Source organism: Salmonella sp. SJTUF15581, assembly GCF_043356775.1.
GTDB classification, from domain to species: Bacteria; Pseudomonadota; Gammaproteobacteria; order Enterobacterales; family Enterobacteriaceae; genus Salmonella; species Salmonella enterica.
Genome location: NZ_JBEUJY010000018.1, coordinates 15,378 through 30,082, shown reverse-complemented (window position 1 = coordinate 30,082; position 14,705 = coordinate 15,378). Strand labels below are relative to the sequence as shown.

Below are 14,705 nucleotides of genomic sequence, written 5' to 3'. Positions count from 1 at the left end.
AATTAAACACTCGTCACGTTATACCACTGGTTGCCAATCAATTTTTGCATTGGACGTCTTCCGAGACCGTCAATAAGCTCATCACCATTGCCGTTAGTTGCCGCTGTCAGTACATAACCTGGTGTATCACTGAATCCCGGGCCCATCCATGCCTGTCCAGATTCATAACTACCCAGACGGAAATCCTGTACGTATCGGCTGTCGAAATTACCGTAGTCTGTTGGCGTTAATCGTCCGGTAACATTGATGGATTTTTTACTCTCCAGTGTGTCGTTCTGAAAGCGGAATACCTGAACACCATTAGCATAAATATCCAGTAGGCCATCGCCGTTTTGTTTTAAGCCGGTATCGTTATCGCCTAATACAATAGAACTACCTCCCAATATATTAGGTGTACCGATACCGAGATTACCGTTAATTACGCCACCACTAACAGGTAATGCACCGACATCACCTGCGGATGGTTTTCGTGTTGTGGTATAAAATTCAGTCCAGTCAAGTTCAAAGCCAAAATCGTCGCGTGCCGAACGGTAGGAAATACCGCCATTCTTGTAATTCACACAAAACTGCACTGCCGGACAACTGCCGATATTCATATTAAAATGCAAAATCAGCTTGGATGCACCTCCAGTAGGAACGTTGTAAACACCGCTTTTCCAGTTCCAGCCGACTGATTTGTCATTTTCCAGTGTGTAGTCTCCCGTCATCCCCAGCGCGAATGCATTCACATCAGCAGCTGACAAAGTGATATCACCGGTCAGTGGTTTACTGTTAACCCGCCGTGTCGCCGGAACGGCATTTTTTGCCAGATTTATCGTTTCGCCTAAACCGAGGTATGTGAGAAGGCCGGCGATATCTTTTCCGCTTAAATTCGTCAGTGTATTGTCCAGCGGTTGCTTTCCAGCCAGAGCGTTTATCATCGTCGTGGCAAAGTTCGGGTCATTCCCCAGAGCCGCTGCCAGCTCGTTCAGCGTATCCAGTGCTGCAGGCGCAGAATCCACTATTGCCGCGATAGACGATGCCACAAATTCCGTGTTTGCAATCTGTTTAGTGCTGTTACCCGCCGCTGGCGTCGGTACCTTTGGAATCCCTGTGAGTGTCGGGCTGTCCTTCTGCGCATACTGTGAATGCGGGTCCGGCGCAGCAAGATGCTTTGCCATCAGGTCGTCTACATATACCTTCAGCTCCAGCGCCTTATCATCCACATATTTACGGGTTGCCAACACTACTGCAGGGTCAATTTTCAGGGTGATGTTATCGGTGCTGCTGGTAATCAGTACCATGCGCACGGTCTGCGTACGTCCGCTCCCTTCTGTCAGCTGCGGCTTGTAGCTCTCAGGGCAGTTACCCACAGCGATCAGCGCACCGGTTTCATCAAACAGGCCGACCTCACGAATCCACCACCCACCCTCAGTTTCCGGGATTACCTGCTCAGCAATAATCTGGCTGTTGTTCTGCGGGTCGATATACAACATATTCAGCGCTGCGCGGCGCCTCTCAGCAACTAACGCGGTCTGTTGTGCGCTGGGTGTGGGCAGCACACCGCCACCGTCTCCCACCGCCATATGGGTAATTTTCAGCGGGACACCGAGCGCGGCGGCGCTTGCCAGTTTCGCTGCGCCGATCTCCGTCAGCAGGGTATAAAATTTTGCGCTCATGGATTCACTCTCATTGTGTCAATAACATGGACTGCCCCGCCTTCATATGCGGTGCCGCCGGAAACAATCGTTTCATTGATATACGGATATACCGTGATTTCTTCGCCAAGGTAGCTGGCTGCGCCAACCCAGTAAGGGCCGCTGGTCTGCATATTAATGGACATACCTGTCATGTGGCGGCTGCATGGTTTGGCATCGCTTATCAGGCGCTCAAGCTCCAGATAGGTGTCTTCGGTGATACCATGATCCTGTACGCCAATATCCAGACGGAACGTCCCCGGCGTTTCGCCGGTCTGCCACCACTCAATGATGCGGATCAGGAAGCCGAACGGCTCAACCACACGCCGCACGGCGCTGGTTGTTCCTTTATGCTGATGGATATAGAAAGCATCCTGCACCACACGGCGTTTGACATTTTCTGTCCAGCTTTCATCCCAGCGGTCAACGGAAAACGCCCAGGCCAGATAAGGCAGGAATCTGATCGGGCAGGTTGCCGGGTTCCACAAATCACGCAGCGATATCTGCAGATCGGAAATCCCGCTGCAGGTCTGCGCCAGTCGGCGCTCAAGCGGCGACGAACCCGGCGGCAACAGACTATTCATCCGTACCCCCGTTGGTAACGCTCCATTCGGTACAGGATGCCGCCTGTGTCTTATCCAGCACCACATCCTCCAGAGGGGACGTCAGCTCCACACGCTGGACGCCCTCCACGTGCAACGCGGCATAAATGGCGCTGCGGCGGATATCACGTCCCAGCCGCGTCTGACTGGCGATGTACCTCTGCAGGCTGGCTTTTGCCGCCACCATAACAGGCTCCGCTTCCGGCCCCGGATAAAGAAAAATGGTAGCCTCCACCCGGTACGGTATGATCTCCGCACTACGAACCGTCAGACGGTCAGCCACCGGGCGTACACTCTCACTGTTCAGGGCTTTTTCAACCACATCCAGCAGATCTTTTACTGCTGTACCGTCACCCTCCCGGCTCAGCACGGTAAGTACCACCTCTGCAGGAGCCGGACTGGTTGCGCTGGCATCTGCCACACGTCCGTCCGCACTTCTGGCGTGAAATTCATAGGCTCCCGTCGGGCCAGCAACCGACAACCCCTCAAACGCAGCAGGGATGCGCTGGCGTAGCGCCTCATCATCTTCCATCACTGCGGCGACCGGCGGTACTGCATCCTTATCAGCAGGCACTACCGTCAGGCGTTTCACGTTGCAGTTGGCTGCCAGCTGCTCAAGATCATTTCCCATCGAATAGGCCACCATCACCGCCTGCGCAGCCTCGTTAATACGCTGGCGCAGCAGGATTTCGCGGTATGTGCTTTCCTGCAGCAGCTTGGTGACGGGTTCAGATTCCAGCGCCAGCGTGCGCCGCACCGCGTCCTGTTCATCCACAGGATAAAGAGCCACAAAAGCGGCCTTGCGCTCAGCCAGCAGCGTCTCAAAATCCGGCACGTCCACTATCTGCGGCGCGGGCAGCCGGGAAAGGTCAATCACTGCCATTGTCTGCTCCTGTAGTTACCGAAAGTGAAACCGGCGCGCCGTTGTTGCGCTGCCCGGTAAGCTCAACCACCATAGAGCCGTCAAAATTGCCGTTGATGGTGATGGAGTCCAGCGTAAGGCGCGGCTCCCAGCGGTTCAGCGCCACATAGACTGCAGACATAATCTGCAGGCGCAGTGCCGGGTTCTGCGGCTGGTCAATCAGGGCTGACAGTAGGGAGCCATATTCCCGGCGAGCAAGACGACTGCCCTGCGGCGTCAGCAGAATATCCCGCACCGACTGGCGCAGATGGTCGGTATCTGCAATGACCTGCCCGTCATTCCTGCTCATACCGATATACAACGTCATACCGGACCTCCCGATGTATCCCCGCCTGACTTAACGCCAGTGTGACCGTGTTTATCCATCACGACCCCGTTAGAACTCATTGCGCCGCCGCCCTGGGTGACGCCGCCGTTGATCACCACCTCGCTGTTAATGCGTGTTGTGTCAGCCTCCACCACAAACTCACCGGTTTTTAGGGTGATATTGTCCGCCGCCTCGATCACCATGGATTTGATACCCCGGACATGCCACCTCCCGGTGGCGGGTTCGTACTCAAACCAGCCCCCGTCCGGGTACTCCGTCACGCAGCCGTCCACAGAATCCGACGGTGGCGCAAACTGATTGGAGTAGATGGCGGGCAGCACAAAAGCGGTTTCCAGATTGCCGCCCATGCTCAGCACCACCACCTGCTCATCCGGCGACGGGCACCACCATGTACGGGCACTACCGGCACGCAGCGTCAGCCAGTTAATCCAGTTAGTTTCAAGCTCACCCACTTTCACCCGGCACAGCCAGTTTTCCCTGTCCACTTCGGTCACGGTGCCGGTGCGGATCAGGTTGGTGATAAGGCGCATGATTTCGGTCAGTTGTGCGTTCATGCCTTTATTTTGTAATAAAGGTCATGAACGCAAAAGATGGATGATTTGTATGAAGGATGAAACAAGGAATTAACTAAATGGATATTAAGTATTCCTTTGTAACAACTATATTTTCAATATCATTTTTGTACATATTCATTAGAGCGAGTACTTTTTCAGTTAGTTGTTCAAAACTAACCTGCTCAACAATCAAGCGCTCCCCGTGTGCAATATTGTTCCTCGCACTCACTATTGACTCATCAATATAAGGATAAAAGGCCTTGTATTGATGAGTGTCGATACCAATAGACTTAGCGATGTTATCGAAAACTTTAGAACTTAAATTAGACTCGGTATCAACATAGTTTTCATGCCTTATCACTGCTATATTAGTCTTTTTCTCTATCAATGCAGTTAAAAACCTTATACATGTATCAACATCCTTAGTTTCAGAAAATCCATGAATCTCTTTTTTAAGGGCATGGGTCATATAAACTAATTTCAAGGACTCCACATGTATTTTTTGATAATTAAGGAAATTCAAAAAATACTCGGTTGCGTTTTTGACAAAACCTTCCCAATGGGAATATGATATCGCAACACCAGACCTGATGATTGTTTTCTTTAGAGACCCCTCTTTTGCTTTTGCCTCCATGCGTAACTGTATTATCTCTTTAGTTCGCCAAGAAAGTTCATTCGTCAACTCTCGGCTCAACATTTCAGCGGTTCTTATTTCCATTTTAGTCAAACCAAACTGGAGCTTTAGGCAGGGTATTAATCAAACGACTTGGCGCATTAACTCCAGCCCGAGCATAGTTTGTAAATTCAGGATTATTCCAGATTGCTTTGATTTTCTCTTCGACATAATCCGCTGACTGCTTTTCATACTTATCAATATTCGCAGCAATACCCTGTGTAATAACCTCATAAGCAGAAATTAAAAAACCTCTTGAGAAGTTATTGCCATCATATTTCTTAAACGAATTCTGACCTGTAGTTTTAGCTAAAACATCAAACGTTCTCTTAAATAAATCACTCTCAGCATCTATGTTATAATTTTTATCCGATGCAATATTTCGAGAAATATTATTTAACCATTCATTTATATCTACGCTTTTATCAAAAGGAGAGTATCTATAGGCAAGAAAACGCAACGTAAGATCCAATGGCTTCTGTTCTGATATAGATTTTTCAGTTTGAAGGGTTACTTCCTTGAAGCTAGCATACTGACTTAGTTTATTAAGTTTTTCGAATAATTCCGGATTAAGCATAACCATGATGCAATTACGCACTTCTTGATCTGTGAGTCTAGAACCACCTGTATTTAACCTTTCAAATAACTCATATTTAGTCTTTTCATCACTTTCCTTTTTAAGTATTTCCACTCGCAACCGAGAACGTTCAAAATCCAAACGAATAGATAAAGGAATAACCTTTTCATCGTCTTCTGATTCTTTTTCCCACTTCATACCATCAAGGGAAGGTAGCAGTCTTGTTCCAGAAGGAATGAACTGAGGATGACAAGTCCCATCGTCTTTTTTTAACACACCTGAAAACTCAAATATAGTAGACAGCCTTTGCAAGCCATCAATAACCTCCCATCTCCCACTCTCATCGGTAAATACAAATATAGGAGGAATAGGAATACCTAACAATAATGACTCAATAAAACGAGTTTTCTGTGATTCATCCCATCTAAACAACCTTTGATAATTTGGATTAATTATAACTTCATTTCTTTCATAAATACGACTCAGCTCCCCAACTGACATATCAAAGCTATCTTTAGATATTTCTTTCTTTGCTAGATTTAATTCATCCTGCAACCCCATTTTTGGACCCCTTATGTTTTAACGTTTCATATAATCTAACATAATGCTTTTAACTAATTCTACAGTATTGTTGGTATGTCCAAGCAGTCTCCGTTCAGGATACTTTTTTAAGGGACCTAATTTTGTAATTCTGTCGCGCAGGCCGTAGTGGTGTACACGGGCAATACGCTGCACCTGCCCAGCAAACTCAACGCTGGCAGAGTCCGCAGTTGCGGCGGTTTTAAGATATTTAGTTGTGCGCAATTTGGCAAACATCTGGCGTTTGATACGTCCCTTCTTGCTACGGGCTGTCACCCTGCGTGGCTCATAGCCGCTGCCGTCGGGATTACGCTGCAGCCTGATGTTCTGCTGCTGCGTCCGGCGCAACTGTTGCGCCAGTTGCCGCATCATACGGTTGCGTGCGGCAGGCTCCAGATTCGCCAGCAGCGCCGTCAGCCAGTCATCCACCTTCTGCAGCTCATCCACGTTTCACCGTCCACATTTCTTCGGGTTCGTCCGGCTCCGGCACCGCTTCAACGCTCGATACGCTGCCGTCAGTGCTGACCAGCACACGCTCAGTCAGTTGCAGGTTCATGCTGATATCGCACACATCGTTTCGCAGAATATCCACTTCAAAGGTGAACAGTTTTTCGCGTAGATCCGGGTTGTTGATGGCGTCCGGCTGGCTGGTACTGAGCCACAGCAGGACTGGGGCCATCAGCAGATTCTGGTCGCCGCTGAAATCCTCGATCACCACGTTCAGGGTGTAGCGGTATTCCCATGACATGGAACTGGCTCCTGTTGCCACCAGTGAGCCGTTATCAACGAAAAGGTGCAGCTTGTCCGGGTTGTCCCGGACATAGGCAACCGCTTTATTCAGGGCGCTGCGTAAGGACTGCGGTTTGTTCACTGTCTCGCTCCTGACACGCAATAATTGTGTCCACTTTGTCAGCACAGACCGCCCAGGCGGCCTCGGTTTCATCCAGCACCGCATTCAGATCGCCGTTACTGCTCGGCGCTGACCTTTCCAGGCGGCACTGCGTCACTCTGGGACAGCCACTCACGGTAAGCTGCACCTCCGGCGAGGGCCGGACGCTCCCGCAGCCGGATAATGTCAGCAGGCAAAGGAGTGTCAGCCCAGCGGCGCAAATCCTCGTTTTCACGTTTCAGTTCCTCGATCCGGCGCTGACGGCTTCGCAGCAGTGCGGTGGTCTGTTCCGCTGCCGCATAAAGCCGCGTCTGCTCCCGGCTGTTGGTTTCGGTCAGAATGGACAGGCCGATCAGCTGGCTGTTTTTCTTCGTCAGCTCCTGCGTTTTGCTTTTCAGCGCCGCGCCCTGCGTTTCGATGGTGTGGCTGGCATTGTTTAACCGCCACGACTGCCAGCCCAGCGCCGCAAGTGCCAGCGCCAGCACTACCGCCAGCGCACGCATCAGGCCGCCATCGGCTCATGAAGCTGTGAGCGGGCAATCTGATACAAAACCAGCGTCAGCAGGTAAAACACCAGGGTGATCACCCATCCCGAAAACGCCAGGCACAGAACAATAAGCAGCCTGATAGCCCATGTACGCACGGGTTTTACGGGGTGCGCCCTGAATTTGATTAATGCCGCCCTGACCTCATCGCGCGCCCGATCTCCGGCGAACCACCCGACAGCGCACAGCGCAGCAAGCAGCCAGGCGAGGAAGCATGACACCCAGACAGACGCACCAACCAGAACCGGCGCACCGCTGCGCGGATACAGCAGGCTGATTACCAACAGCGCAGCCCATGCCAACTGGAAAAAAACGCTCATGACTTTCTTTTTCATTCCGTTATGCTCCTTTTAAGCACCAGGCCATTTCCCGCGCGCGGCGGTTGTCCAGCCCCTGATTAAACACACCTTTGACATATACCCAGCGCGGCAGCTGATGGCAGGCATCCGCCCAGCGCCGCTGGTTCAGCAACTTAACCAGCGTGGAGCTGCAGGCGTTGCCGGTGCCCACGTTGAAAGCAAACGACACCACCGCGTCATAGACCTTTTGCGGCATCGGCTGCACCACACATTTATCCAGTGCTCGCTCCACGCGCAGCACGTTGGTGATAAGTCCCTGCGCCGCCTGCCGTTCCGTGATGGTTTTTCCAGGCACCACACCGGACGTATTGCCGATCCCGTCAGTCCAGACGCCCGCACTGCACTGATAAGGCTGCAGGCGGCATCCCTCGTAATCGGCGATCAGTTTCAGCCCCTCAACGGAGGTATGAAGCGACTGAAATCCGGGCAGCGTGGCTGCGATAGCCAGCACCGCCCCGACAAGGCAGCGCTTAACGATTGAAGGATTCATATTCCCCCCGCGAAATCTTGCCGCCACGTAACAATTTGAAAGACTGGTGTTTGTAGTACCAGTTGATAGCCACCATCAGCACACCAATCAGTACGCCGCCAACCGTTGACGCATCCTTGAGCGACAGATCGCCCAGCCATGCCAGCAGCACGGCAATGCAGTAAGTGATAAAGGCGCTGATTCGTTCAAGCGTCATAATTCAGTCCCATAGCTGGACGGTCTGCGCCGTGGTTGACGCCGTAATGTCCGGCAGCTCCACCTGCAGCCCGTGCGGTAAAAGTGGGCCGTACTCAGCCAGCCCCGGATTTGCCTGCAGAACCTGCTCAGTGACACCCTGCGTGCGCCCGTAATGACGCCAGCAAAGCGCGTCCACCGTGTCATACTGATGCGCACGCACCTTCATCAGATAAGCTCCACCGTACAGTGCGGTGCATCCTGCACCCGGCTGATGGCCCAGCGGGCATCACGCCACAGATCGCCGCTGGCCTCCGCCAGCTCCTCCCCTCGCTTCACGCCTGACGCCGTGGCGTCATAGTCCTGATAACGCTCATTAAGCACAGCGCGCGCCCAGCAAAAAACAGCGTTGTGGTAGTGCCGGATACGCTCGCTTTTACCGTCCAGCATTTCTGCGGGAACCTCAGCAAGTGTCCGCCAGCCCTGCATCTGCTGACGGTTGCGGAAGTCGTACAGCTCAGCGTTAACCTCAGAGATCGCCGTCAGCACGACCTGCTTTAAACGCGGCTGCGTCACCGTGCCGTCAGTGCGCATCACACTGCGAAATTCCGACAGGTCCACATCAGGCCAGAACGGCGTATTTTTGATGACCTCCGCCTGTTCCGGTGCCTGTTCGGGCGCAACAAACTTCATGCGACTTTCTCCTGAATAAGTGGGCGGTGGACGGAATTTTGATGTGGCAGTGCCTTTCGCCACCCCGTGCCGCCCGTGCGCGGGGCACGTTCGTTAGCGGCTGTCATTGCGCAGTCTGCGCTCCAGCTGCTGCTTTTCTTTTTTCACACCGCAGCGGGGATCGAGCTGCAGCGCATGGGTAAGGTGATTCAGGGCAGATGCCGGGTTGCTTTCGCTCAGTACAGCGCCGATGGCTTTATGCAGACGCGCCCGCGACTGGTCCGGCATATCCAGATCGGTTGTCAGGTCCAGTGTCTGCAAAAGCAGATCGGCATCAAAACCGGCTGCGGCTAGCAGAGCGCCTTGCGCCGCGTCTGCCATTTCTTCTGCCAGCACGGTCTGCACGTTACGGTTGCCCAGCGGCATCACCCAGCCATGACGCAGCGCATGACGCCCGATTTCCAGCGCACCGGCATAATCACCGGCATCGATACGCCACAGCATCACGTACATCAGCACGTCATCCTGCTGCGCACCTCCGGCAGCCAGCACGCCCTCCGCCCAGGCGGAATATTTCGGCAGCAGCTCCACCTTGATTTCCGCCTTTTTCACCGTGGACTGGACGCCCTTGAGGCGGCGGCGGTCTTCTGCCAGCTGCAGCAGCATCAGGTCATAGCCCGACGCATGGCGAACACTGCCGCCCTCACGGGCGGCCTGTTCGGCCTGAATGCGCAGGCGGTGCTGCCGTGCGAGACTCAGGCTCATGCGTTATTCCCCACCTTCCGGTGCGGCAGGCGCGCTGAAATCACCGATTTCGATGTTTTCTACCAGCGCCGCGCAGCGGTAGTCCTCGACCACATACGCCTCGTTGACGGATTCAAAGTTTTCAATCCGGTCACGTTTCGGGTTGTCGATAACAGAACGACGGCGGGTGTCTTCCTGCCAGTAGATGGACAGGTTATCCAGACGGGTGATCAGCAGGGCATTTGCCGGGAAGAAAGGCGCGCGCACAGCCTGCAGGCCGCCCATGCGTTTCTGGCTGATGATCAGATCGGCGGCGATTTTCTCGCTGTTGTCCTGCTCTTTGTTGACTAGCGGGAAATACTTGTCAGAAAGCAATTCACGACCACAGACAACAACCAGTTCGTCATCATCCTGATACTCCACATCTATCAGCTCGTTGACGGTATCCATCACCACCGCGTCAAGATTTACATACTTACCACCCAGACCTACTTTTACCGGTTCCGCAGTAGTGGTGCCGTCTTCTGTGGTTTTGCTGCCCATGACGTGATCCGGCGCGTCTTCGCGGATTTTCTGCAGCCAGCCTTTATTGACGTCCTGCAGCAGCGGGTTTTCAGCACGATTGGAGGTTTTGGCGCGCTTCACGCCGTTAAAGCCAATCATGATGCGGTCCAGCGCCTGACGTTTGACGATAGCGTTGCGGATACGCACCTGGAAGTCCTGGAATTTCGCCCACAGGTCCAGTTTTGCGTAGGTCAGCACCGTATCAAAGTTGGTCTGCTCGCATTTGTATTCCACGTCTTCCATCAGCGTCGGATCGGTAGGCTCGCGCTCTTTGGTGGTGGTATCGGTGGTTCCGGCAATGGTGCTGCCAACGCCCAGCCCCAGCAACTGCCCTGACTGCTCAGTGACCGGCGTGATGTTAATCAGCGTCAGGAAAGCGGCGGACTGCTGGATCTGGTCTTCCAGCGTCTGCTGCACGGACGGCTCCACGGTAAACTTGCTGGAGAGTTCTTCAACCTCCACACTGTTCAGGCGCGCCAACTGCTGCAGGTAAGCGTTAAAGGCAAAGCGGGTTTTCTTTTTCATCGGGTTTTATGCTCCATCAGCAATTGGTCAGGGTGCCTGCCGGTGCGTCACCGCCCGGCGCGCGCTGGCGGTAGTCTTTACGGCTGTCTTCGCTGCTAAGCTTCTGCTCAAGCTCGGCAAAGGCGGCCAGCTGTTCCTGCAGGGAGGACTCCAGCTCAGAAAGGCGCTTGTCCTGTTCGGACAGGGATTTATCAGTGCGCTCGCTCAGGTTCTGCTGCTCGGAGGCGACCAGTTCCACGGATTTATGCACATCGGAGAAACGCGCCTCATCGGTCTGCTCTTTTTTGGTGAACAGCGCGGTGACGCGGGCAAAGAGGGACGGCTTTTCGTCCTGGACCTCTTCCAGTTCGATCAGCGTTTCGACAGCTTCCGAAAACAGGTTTTCAGGGTTCTGCTTACGGTTTGCCAGCGGGTTATGTGCGGCGCTGGCGCTGAAAGCCAGCATTTCGGTACCAAGGCTCGCAGGATCGTCCGTCGCACCCAGCCCCACAAGGTAGGCTTTGCCGGTGTCGGCAAACTTCGTGCTGACCTCCATGGAGGTGAAAAGCTTCTGGCCTTTTTTCACCAGTTCCACCAGGGCGTCAGTGGGTTCGATATCGGCATAAAGTGCCATCTTGCCCGCCAGCGGGCCGTCCTGAATTTCTTCTGCAACCAGCCCCGTCACCCTGCCATAGCGGTTAAAAGTGCTCTCCGGCAGATAAGACTTGATGTGCTCAAGGTTAATCAGCGCGGTATAGACCGTCGGGTTGTAGCTGGCAGCCATCTGTACCAGCCATTCACGCTGGATCTCGCGCCCGTCAGTGGTGGCACCTTCCACCCCGATGCGGAAACGCTTTGCTTTCACTGTCATGAGCCGTGCTCCGTTAGAAATAACTTACTGGAGCCTTATGTTTGCGGTGATAGGGGGAGTGAGACAACGCGCTGTATTTGTACGGTAAACCACACAAACCGCAGCCGGGGAAAGCAGCCATCCAAGGCCGTATGTTTGGGCCATGAACACGACACTGACCCCCGCAGACCTCGATCCCCGTAGGCAGGCCATGCTGCTGTACTTTCAGGGATACCGCGTAGCCCGCATTGCTGAAATGCTGGGCGAAAAAGTTGCAACCGTTCACAGCTGGAAAAAACGCGACAAGTGGGGCGACTATGGGCCGCTGGATCAGATGCAGCTCACCACCGCCGCACGCTACTGCCAGCTCATTATGAAGGAGCAGAAAGAAGGGAAAGATTTCAAAGAGATTGACCTGCTGGCGCGCCAGTCTGAACGCCACGCGCGGATCGGCAAGTTTAACAATGGCGGCAACGAAGCCGACTTAAACCCAAACGTCGCCAACCGCAACAAAGGCCCGCGCCGTCAGCCGGAAAAGAATGTCTTCACCGATGAACAAATTGAGAAGCTGGAAGAAATCTTCCATTCCTCCATGTTCAACTACCAGCGCCACTGGTGGGAAGCCGGAAAAATCAACCGCATCCGTAACCTGCTGAAGTCACGCCAGATCGGCGCGACCTTTTACTTTGCCCGTGAAGCCCTGATTGACGCCCTGCTTACCGGACGTAACCAGATTTTCCTTTCCGCCAGTAAGGCACAGGCTCACGTCTTTAAGCAGTACATCATCGACTTCGCTAAAGAAGTCGAGGTGGAGCTGAAAGGCGATCCGATGGTGCTTCCTAACGGGGCCACGCTTTACTTCCTCGGCACCAATGCCCGCACAGCCCAGAGTTACCACGGCAACCTGTATCTGGATGAATATTTCTGGATACCGAAATTCCAGGAGCTGCGCAAAGTGGCTTCCGGTATGGCTATTCACAAAAAATGGCGACAAACCTATTTTTCCACGCCATCCAGCCTGACGCACAGTGCTTATCCGTTCTGGTCCGGTGCGCTGTTCAACCGTGGGCGCAGCAAAGCCGACAAGGTGGACATCGACCTGTCCCACAGCAATCTGGCCCCCGGCCTGCTGTGCGCAGACGGGCAATACCGCCAGATAGTCACCGTGGAAGATGCGGTGCGCGGCGGCTGTAACCTGTTCGACCTTGACCAGTTGCGCATGGAGTACAGCCCGGACGAATACCAGAACCTGCTGATGTGCGAGTTTGTGGACGATCTCGCGTCCGTGTTTCCGCTCAGCGAGCTGCAGGCGTGCATGGTGGACAGCTGGGAAGTCTGGACCGACTTTCATGCTCTGGCCCTGCGCCCGTTTGGCTGGCGCGAAGTGTGGATCGGTTATGACCCGGCAAAAGGTACGCAGAACGGCGACAGCGCCGGATGCGTGGTGGTGGCACCGCCAGCCGTGCCAGGCGGTAAGTTTCGCATTCTTGAGCGTCACCAGTGGCGCGGGATGGACTTCCGCGCCCAGGCTGACGCCATCAAAAAACTGACTGAACAGTACAACGTAACATACATAGGTATCGACTCGACCGGCGTTGGTCACGGGGTTTACGAGAATGTGAAAGCGTTCTTTCCTGCCGTCCGGGAGTTTGTCTACAACCCCAACGTTAAAAACGCCTTGGTACTCAAGGCCTACGACATTATCAGCCACCGCCGTCTGGAGTTTGACGCCGGGCACACCGACATTGCGCAATCATTTATGGCAATCCGTCGCGCCACCACCGCCAGCGGCAACCGCCCGACCTATGAAGCCAGCCGCAGCGAAGAAGCCAGCCACGCCGATCTGGCCTGGGCAACAATGCACGCACTGTTTAACGAACCACTGCAGGGCGAGTCCGCCAATACCAGTAATATTGTGGAGATTTTTTGATGGGAAAGAGTAAGAAAAACCGCGCTGCGGCGACGAATCAGCTCAAGCATAAAAGCCAAACTTCAGCCGAAGCATTCAGCTTCGGTGATCCCGTTCCTGTTCTGGACCGCCGCGAATTACTGGACTATGTGGAATGCGTACAGATGGACCGCTGGTATGAGCCACCAGTGAGTTTCGACGGGCTGGCGCGCACCTTCCGCGCAGCCATACATCACAGCTCACCAATTGCGGTGAAATGCAACATTCTGACCAGCACTTACATCCCTCACCCGCTGCTCAGCCAGCAGGCTTTTTCACGTTTTGTGCAGGACTATCTGGTTTTTGGTAACGCCTACCTGGAGAAACGCACGAACCGGCTCGGCGGCGTTCTCTCACTTGAGCCAGCACTGGCGAAGTACACACGGCGAGGCGTTGACCTCAACACCTACTGGTTTGTGCAGTATGGCATGACCACGCAGCCCTACGAGTTCACCAAAGGCAGCATCTTTCACCTGATGGAACCGGACATTAACCAGGAGATCTATGGACTACCGGGTTACCTTTCTGCCATTCCATCAGCCCTGCTAAACGAGTCTGCCACGCTGTTCCGCCGGAAGTACTACATCAACGGCAGCCATGCGGGATTTATCATGTACATGACCGACGCAGCGCAGAACCAGGAGGACGTGAACAACATCCGCCAGGCTATGAAAAGCGCCAAAGGACCGGGCAACTTCCGCAACCTGTTTATGTACTCGCCCAACGGCAAAAAGGACGGGATTCAGATAATCCCTCTGTCAGAGGTGGCGGCAAAGGATGAGTTTCTGAACATCAAGAACGTGAGCCGCGATGACATGATGGCAGCGCATCGCGTGCCGCCGCAGATGATGGGGATTATGCCGAGTAATGTTGGGGGGTTTGGGGATGTGGAGAAAGCCAGCCGCGTCTTTGTTCGCAACGAGTTGATACCTCTGCAGAAGCGCCTTCAGGAATTGAACGACTGGCTTGTAGAAGATGTCATGCGTTTTGAAGATTATAATTTAGGTATTGAATGATATTTAAAAGCCTGTACAAACAGGCTTTTATTCTTTAGT

21 protein-coding genes are annotated in these 14,705 nt (G+C 53.6%); 2 read left to right on the top strand and 19 right to left on the bottom strand.

What is annotated here, in order from left to right:
• Positions 1-2: 2 nt before the first annotated feature.
• The 19 genes from ABVN36_RS21775 to ABVN36_RS21685 form a co-directional block, all read right to left on the bottom strand.
• The gene (locus ABVN36_RS21775; protein WP_023262363.1) at positions 3-1,658 is read right to left on the bottom strand and encodes a phage tail protein; all 1,656 of its coding nucleotides are present in this window, start codon (positions 1,656-1,658) and stop codon (positions 3-5) included.
• Entirely contained in the window at positions 1,655-2,260 is a 606-nt protein-coding gene (locus ABVN36_RS21770; protein WP_023138919.1) for a phage tail protein I, read from the bottom strand. The genes ABVN36_RS21775 and ABVN36_RS21770 overlap by 4 nt, the downstream gene beginning before the upstream one ends.
• Positions 2,253-3,161: a baseplate assembly protein gene (locus tag ABVN36_RS21765; RefSeq protein ID WP_023138920.1), complete on the bottom strand. Its 909-nt coding sequence runs from the start codon at positions 3,159-3,161 to the stop codon at positions 2,253-2,255. Before ABVN36_RS21765 ends, ABVN36_RS21770 begins: the two co-directional genes overlap by 8 nt.
• A complete protein-coding gene (locus ABVN36_RS21760) occupies positions 3,148-3,507 on the bottom strand; it encodes a GPW/gp25 family protein (protein WP_000177408.1) in 360 nt (119 codons plus the stop codon). Before ABVN36_RS21760 ends, ABVN36_RS21765 begins: the two co-directional genes overlap by 14 nt.
• Positions 3,504-4,082, bottom strand: coding sequence for a phage baseplate assembly protein V (locus ABVN36_RS21755; RefSeq protein WP_001672413.1), 579 nt, complete (start codon positions 4,080-4,082; stop codon positions 3,504-3,506). Before ABVN36_RS21755 ends, ABVN36_RS21760 begins: the two co-directional genes overlap by 4 nt.
• Before the next feature lie 73 nt (positions 4,083-4,155).
• Positions 4,156-4,800: an MAE_28990/MAE_18760 family HEPN-like nuclease gene (locus ABVN36_RS21750; protein ID WP_024148874.1), complete on the bottom strand. Its 645-nt coding sequence runs from the start codon at positions 4,798-4,800 to the stop codon at positions 4,156-4,158.
• Between the two features lies 1 nt (position 4,801).
• A complete protein-coding gene (locus tag ABVN36_RS21745; protein ID WP_023138922.1) occupies positions 4,802-5,893 on the bottom strand; it encodes a DUF262 domain-containing protein in 1,092 nt (363 codons plus the stop codon).
• An 18-nt stretch (positions 5,894-5,911) separates the two neighbouring features.
• Complete coding sequence (locus tag ABVN36_RS21740) at positions 5,912-6,358, bottom strand: phage virion morphogenesis protein (RefSeq protein ID WP_023138923.1); 447 nt, start codon at positions 6,356-6,358, stop codon at positions 5,912-5,914.
• Positions 6,351-6,782: a phage tail protein gene (locus ABVN36_RS21735; protein WP_001039961.1), complete on the bottom strand. Its 432-nt coding sequence runs from the start codon at positions 6,780-6,782 to the stop codon at positions 6,351-6,353. Before ABVN36_RS21735 ends, ABVN36_RS21740 begins: the two co-directional genes overlap by 8 nt.
• A complete protein-coding gene (gene lysC / locus ABVN36_RS21730; RefSeq protein WP_223149275.1) occupies positions 6,745-6,993 on the bottom strand; it encodes an Rz1-like lysis system protein LysC in 249 nt (82 codons plus the stop codon). The genes ABVN36_RS21735 and lysC overlap by 38 nt, the downstream gene beginning before the upstream one ends.
• The gene (gene lysB, locus ABVN36_RS21725; RefSeq protein WP_024133383.1) at positions 6,878-7,306 is read right to left on the bottom strand and encodes an Rz-like lysis system protein LysB; all 429 of its coding nucleotides are present in this window, start codon (positions 7,304-7,306) and stop codon (positions 6,878-6,880) included. The genes lysC and lysB overlap by 116 nt, the downstream gene beginning before the upstream one ends.
• Positions 7,303-7,680 carry a DNZ54_00345 family protein gene (locus tag ABVN36_RS21720; RefSeq protein ID WP_000731036.1) on the bottom strand — a complete coding sequence of 126 codons (378 nt, stop codon included), beginning with the start codon at positions 7,678-7,680 and terminating at the stop codon, positions 7,303-7,305. Before ABVN36_RS21720 ends, lysB begins: the two co-directional genes overlap by 4 nt.
• Positions 7,681-7,684: 4 nt before the next feature.
• Positions 7,685-8,194 carry a lysozyme gene (locus ABVN36_RS21715; protein WP_001069919.1) on the bottom strand — a complete coding sequence of 170 codons (510 nt, stop codon included), beginning with the start codon at positions 8,192-8,194 and terminating at the stop codon, positions 7,685-7,687.
• Complete coding sequence (locus tag ABVN36_RS21710) at positions 8,175-8,390, bottom strand: HP1 family phage holin (protein ID WP_023138924.1); 216 nt, start codon at positions 8,388-8,390, stop codon at positions 8,175-8,177. Before ABVN36_RS21710 ends, ABVN36_RS21715 begins: the two co-directional genes overlap by 20 nt.
• Positions 8,391-8,393: 3 nt before the next feature.
• The gene (locus ABVN36_RS21705) at positions 8,394-8,597 is read right to left on the bottom strand and encodes a tail protein X (protein ID WP_023138925.1); all 204 of its coding nucleotides are present in this window, start codon (positions 8,595-8,597) and stop codon (positions 8,394-8,396) included.
• On the bottom strand, positions 8,597-9,061 hold the full coding sequence (locus tag ABVN36_RS21700; protein WP_000673535.1) for a head completion/stabilization protein: 465 nt from the start codon (positions 9,059-9,061) through the stop codon (positions 8,597-8,599). Before ABVN36_RS21700 ends, ABVN36_RS21705 begins: the two co-directional genes overlap by 1 nt.
• Before the next feature lie 93 nt (positions 9,062-9,154).
• Positions 9,155-9,805, bottom strand: a complete 651-nt coding sequence (gpM, locus tag ABVN36_RS21695) for a phage terminase small subunit (protein WP_023138926.1) — start codon at positions 9,803-9,805, stop codon at positions 9,155-9,157.
• A gap of 3 nt (positions 9,806-9,808) precedes the next feature.
• Complete coding sequence (locus tag ABVN36_RS21690) at positions 9,809-10,873, bottom strand: phage major capsid protein, P2 family (protein ID WP_023138927.1); 1,065 nt, start codon at positions 10,871-10,873, stop codon at positions 9,809-9,811.
• A 16-nt stretch (positions 10,874-10,889) separates the two neighbouring features.
• Positions 10,890-11,723, bottom strand: coding sequence for a GPO family capsid scaffolding protein (locus ABVN36_RS21685; RefSeq protein WP_023138928.1), 834 nt, complete (start codon positions 11,721-11,723; stop codon positions 10,890-10,892).
• Positions 11,724-11,865: 142 nt separating this feature from the next.
• On the opposite strand from ABVN36_RS21685, the gene ABVN36_RS21680 reads away from it, so the two are divergent.
• On the top strand, positions 11,866-13,632 hold the full coding sequence (locus ABVN36_RS21680; protein ID WP_023138929.1) for a terminase ATPase subunit family protein: 1,767 nt from the start codon (positions 11,866-11,868) through the stop codon (positions 13,630-13,632).
• The gene (locus ABVN36_RS21675; RefSeq protein WP_023138930.1) at positions 13,632-14,666 is read left to right on the top strand and encodes a phage portal protein; all 1,035 of its coding nucleotides are present in this window, start codon (positions 13,632-13,634) and stop codon (positions 14,664-14,666) included. The genes ABVN36_RS21680 and ABVN36_RS21675 overlap by 1 nt, the downstream gene beginning before the upstream one ends.
• The last annotated feature ends 39 nt before the right edge of the window (positions 14,667-14,705 follow it).

Bases quoted from the DNA above. Each gene is read 5' to 3' on its own strand.
- ABVN36_RS21775 (WP_023262363.1), bottom strand. From the start codon at position 1,658: ATGAGCGCAAAATTTTATACCCTGCTGACGGAGATCGGCGCAGCGAAA.
- ABVN36_RS21770 (WP_023138919.1), bottom strand. From the start codon at position 2,260: ATGAATAGTCTGTTGCCGCCGGGTTCGTCGCCGCTTGAGCGCCGACTG.
- ABVN36_RS21765 (WP_023138920.1), bottom strand. From the start codon at position 3,161: ATGGCAGTGATTGACCTTTCCCGGCTGCCCGCGCCGCAGATAGTGGAC.
- ABVN36_RS21760 (WP_000177408.1), bottom strand. From the start codon at position 3,507: ATGACGTTGTATATCGGTATGAGCAGGAATGACGGGCAGGTCATTGCA.
- ABVN36_RS21755 (WP_001672413.1), bottom strand. From the start codon at position 4,082: ATGAACGCACAACTGACCGAAATCATGCGCCTTATCACCAACCTGATC.
- ABVN36_RS21750 (WP_024148874.1), bottom strand. From the start codon at position 4,800: ATGGAAATAAGAACCGCTGAAATGTTGAGCCGAGAGTTGACGAATGAA.
- ABVN36_RS21745 (WP_023138922.1), bottom strand. From the start codon at position 5,893: ATGGGGTTGCAGGATGAATTAAATCTAGCAAAGAAAGAAATATCTAAA.
- ABVN36_RS21720 (WP_000731036.1), bottom strand. From the start codon at position 7,680: ATGAAAAAGAAAGTCATGAGCGTTTTTTTCCAGTTGGCATGGGCTGCG.
- ABVN36_RS21715 (WP_001069919.1), bottom strand. From the start codon at position 8,194: ATGAATCCTTCAATCGTTAAGCGCTGCCTTGTCGGGGCGGTGCTGGCT.
- ABVN36_RS21710 (WP_023138924.1), bottom strand. From the start codon at position 8,390: ATGACGCTTGAACGAATCAGCGCCTTTATCACTTACTGCATTGCCGTG.
- ABVN36_RS21705 (WP_023138925.1), bottom strand. From the start codon at position 8,597: ATGAAGGTGCGTGCGCATCAGTATGACACGGTGGACGCGCTTTGCTGG.
- ABVN36_RS21700 (WP_000673535.1), bottom strand. From the start codon at position 9,061: ATGAAGTTTGTTGCGCCCGAACAGGCACCGGAACAGGCGGAGGTCATC.
- gpM (WP_023138926.1), bottom strand. From the start codon at position 9,805: ATGAGCCTGAGTCTCGCACGGCAGCACCGCCTGCGCATTCAGGCCGAA.
- ABVN36_RS21690 (WP_023138927.1), bottom strand. From the start codon at position 10,873: ATGAAAAAGAAAACCCGCTTTGCCTTTAACGCTTACCTGCAGCAGTTG.
- ABVN36_RS21685 (WP_023138928.1), bottom strand. From the start codon at position 11,723: ATGACAGTGAAAGCAAAGCGTTTCCGCATCGGGGTGGAAGGTGCCACC.
- ABVN36_RS21680 (WP_023138929.1), top strand. From the start codon at position 11,866: ATGAACACGACACTGACCCCCGCAGACCTCGATCCCCGTAGGCAGGCC.
- ABVN36_RS21675 (WP_023138930.1), top strand. From the start codon at position 13,632: ATGGGAAAGAGTAAGAAAAACCGCGCTGCGGCGACGAATCAGCTCAAG.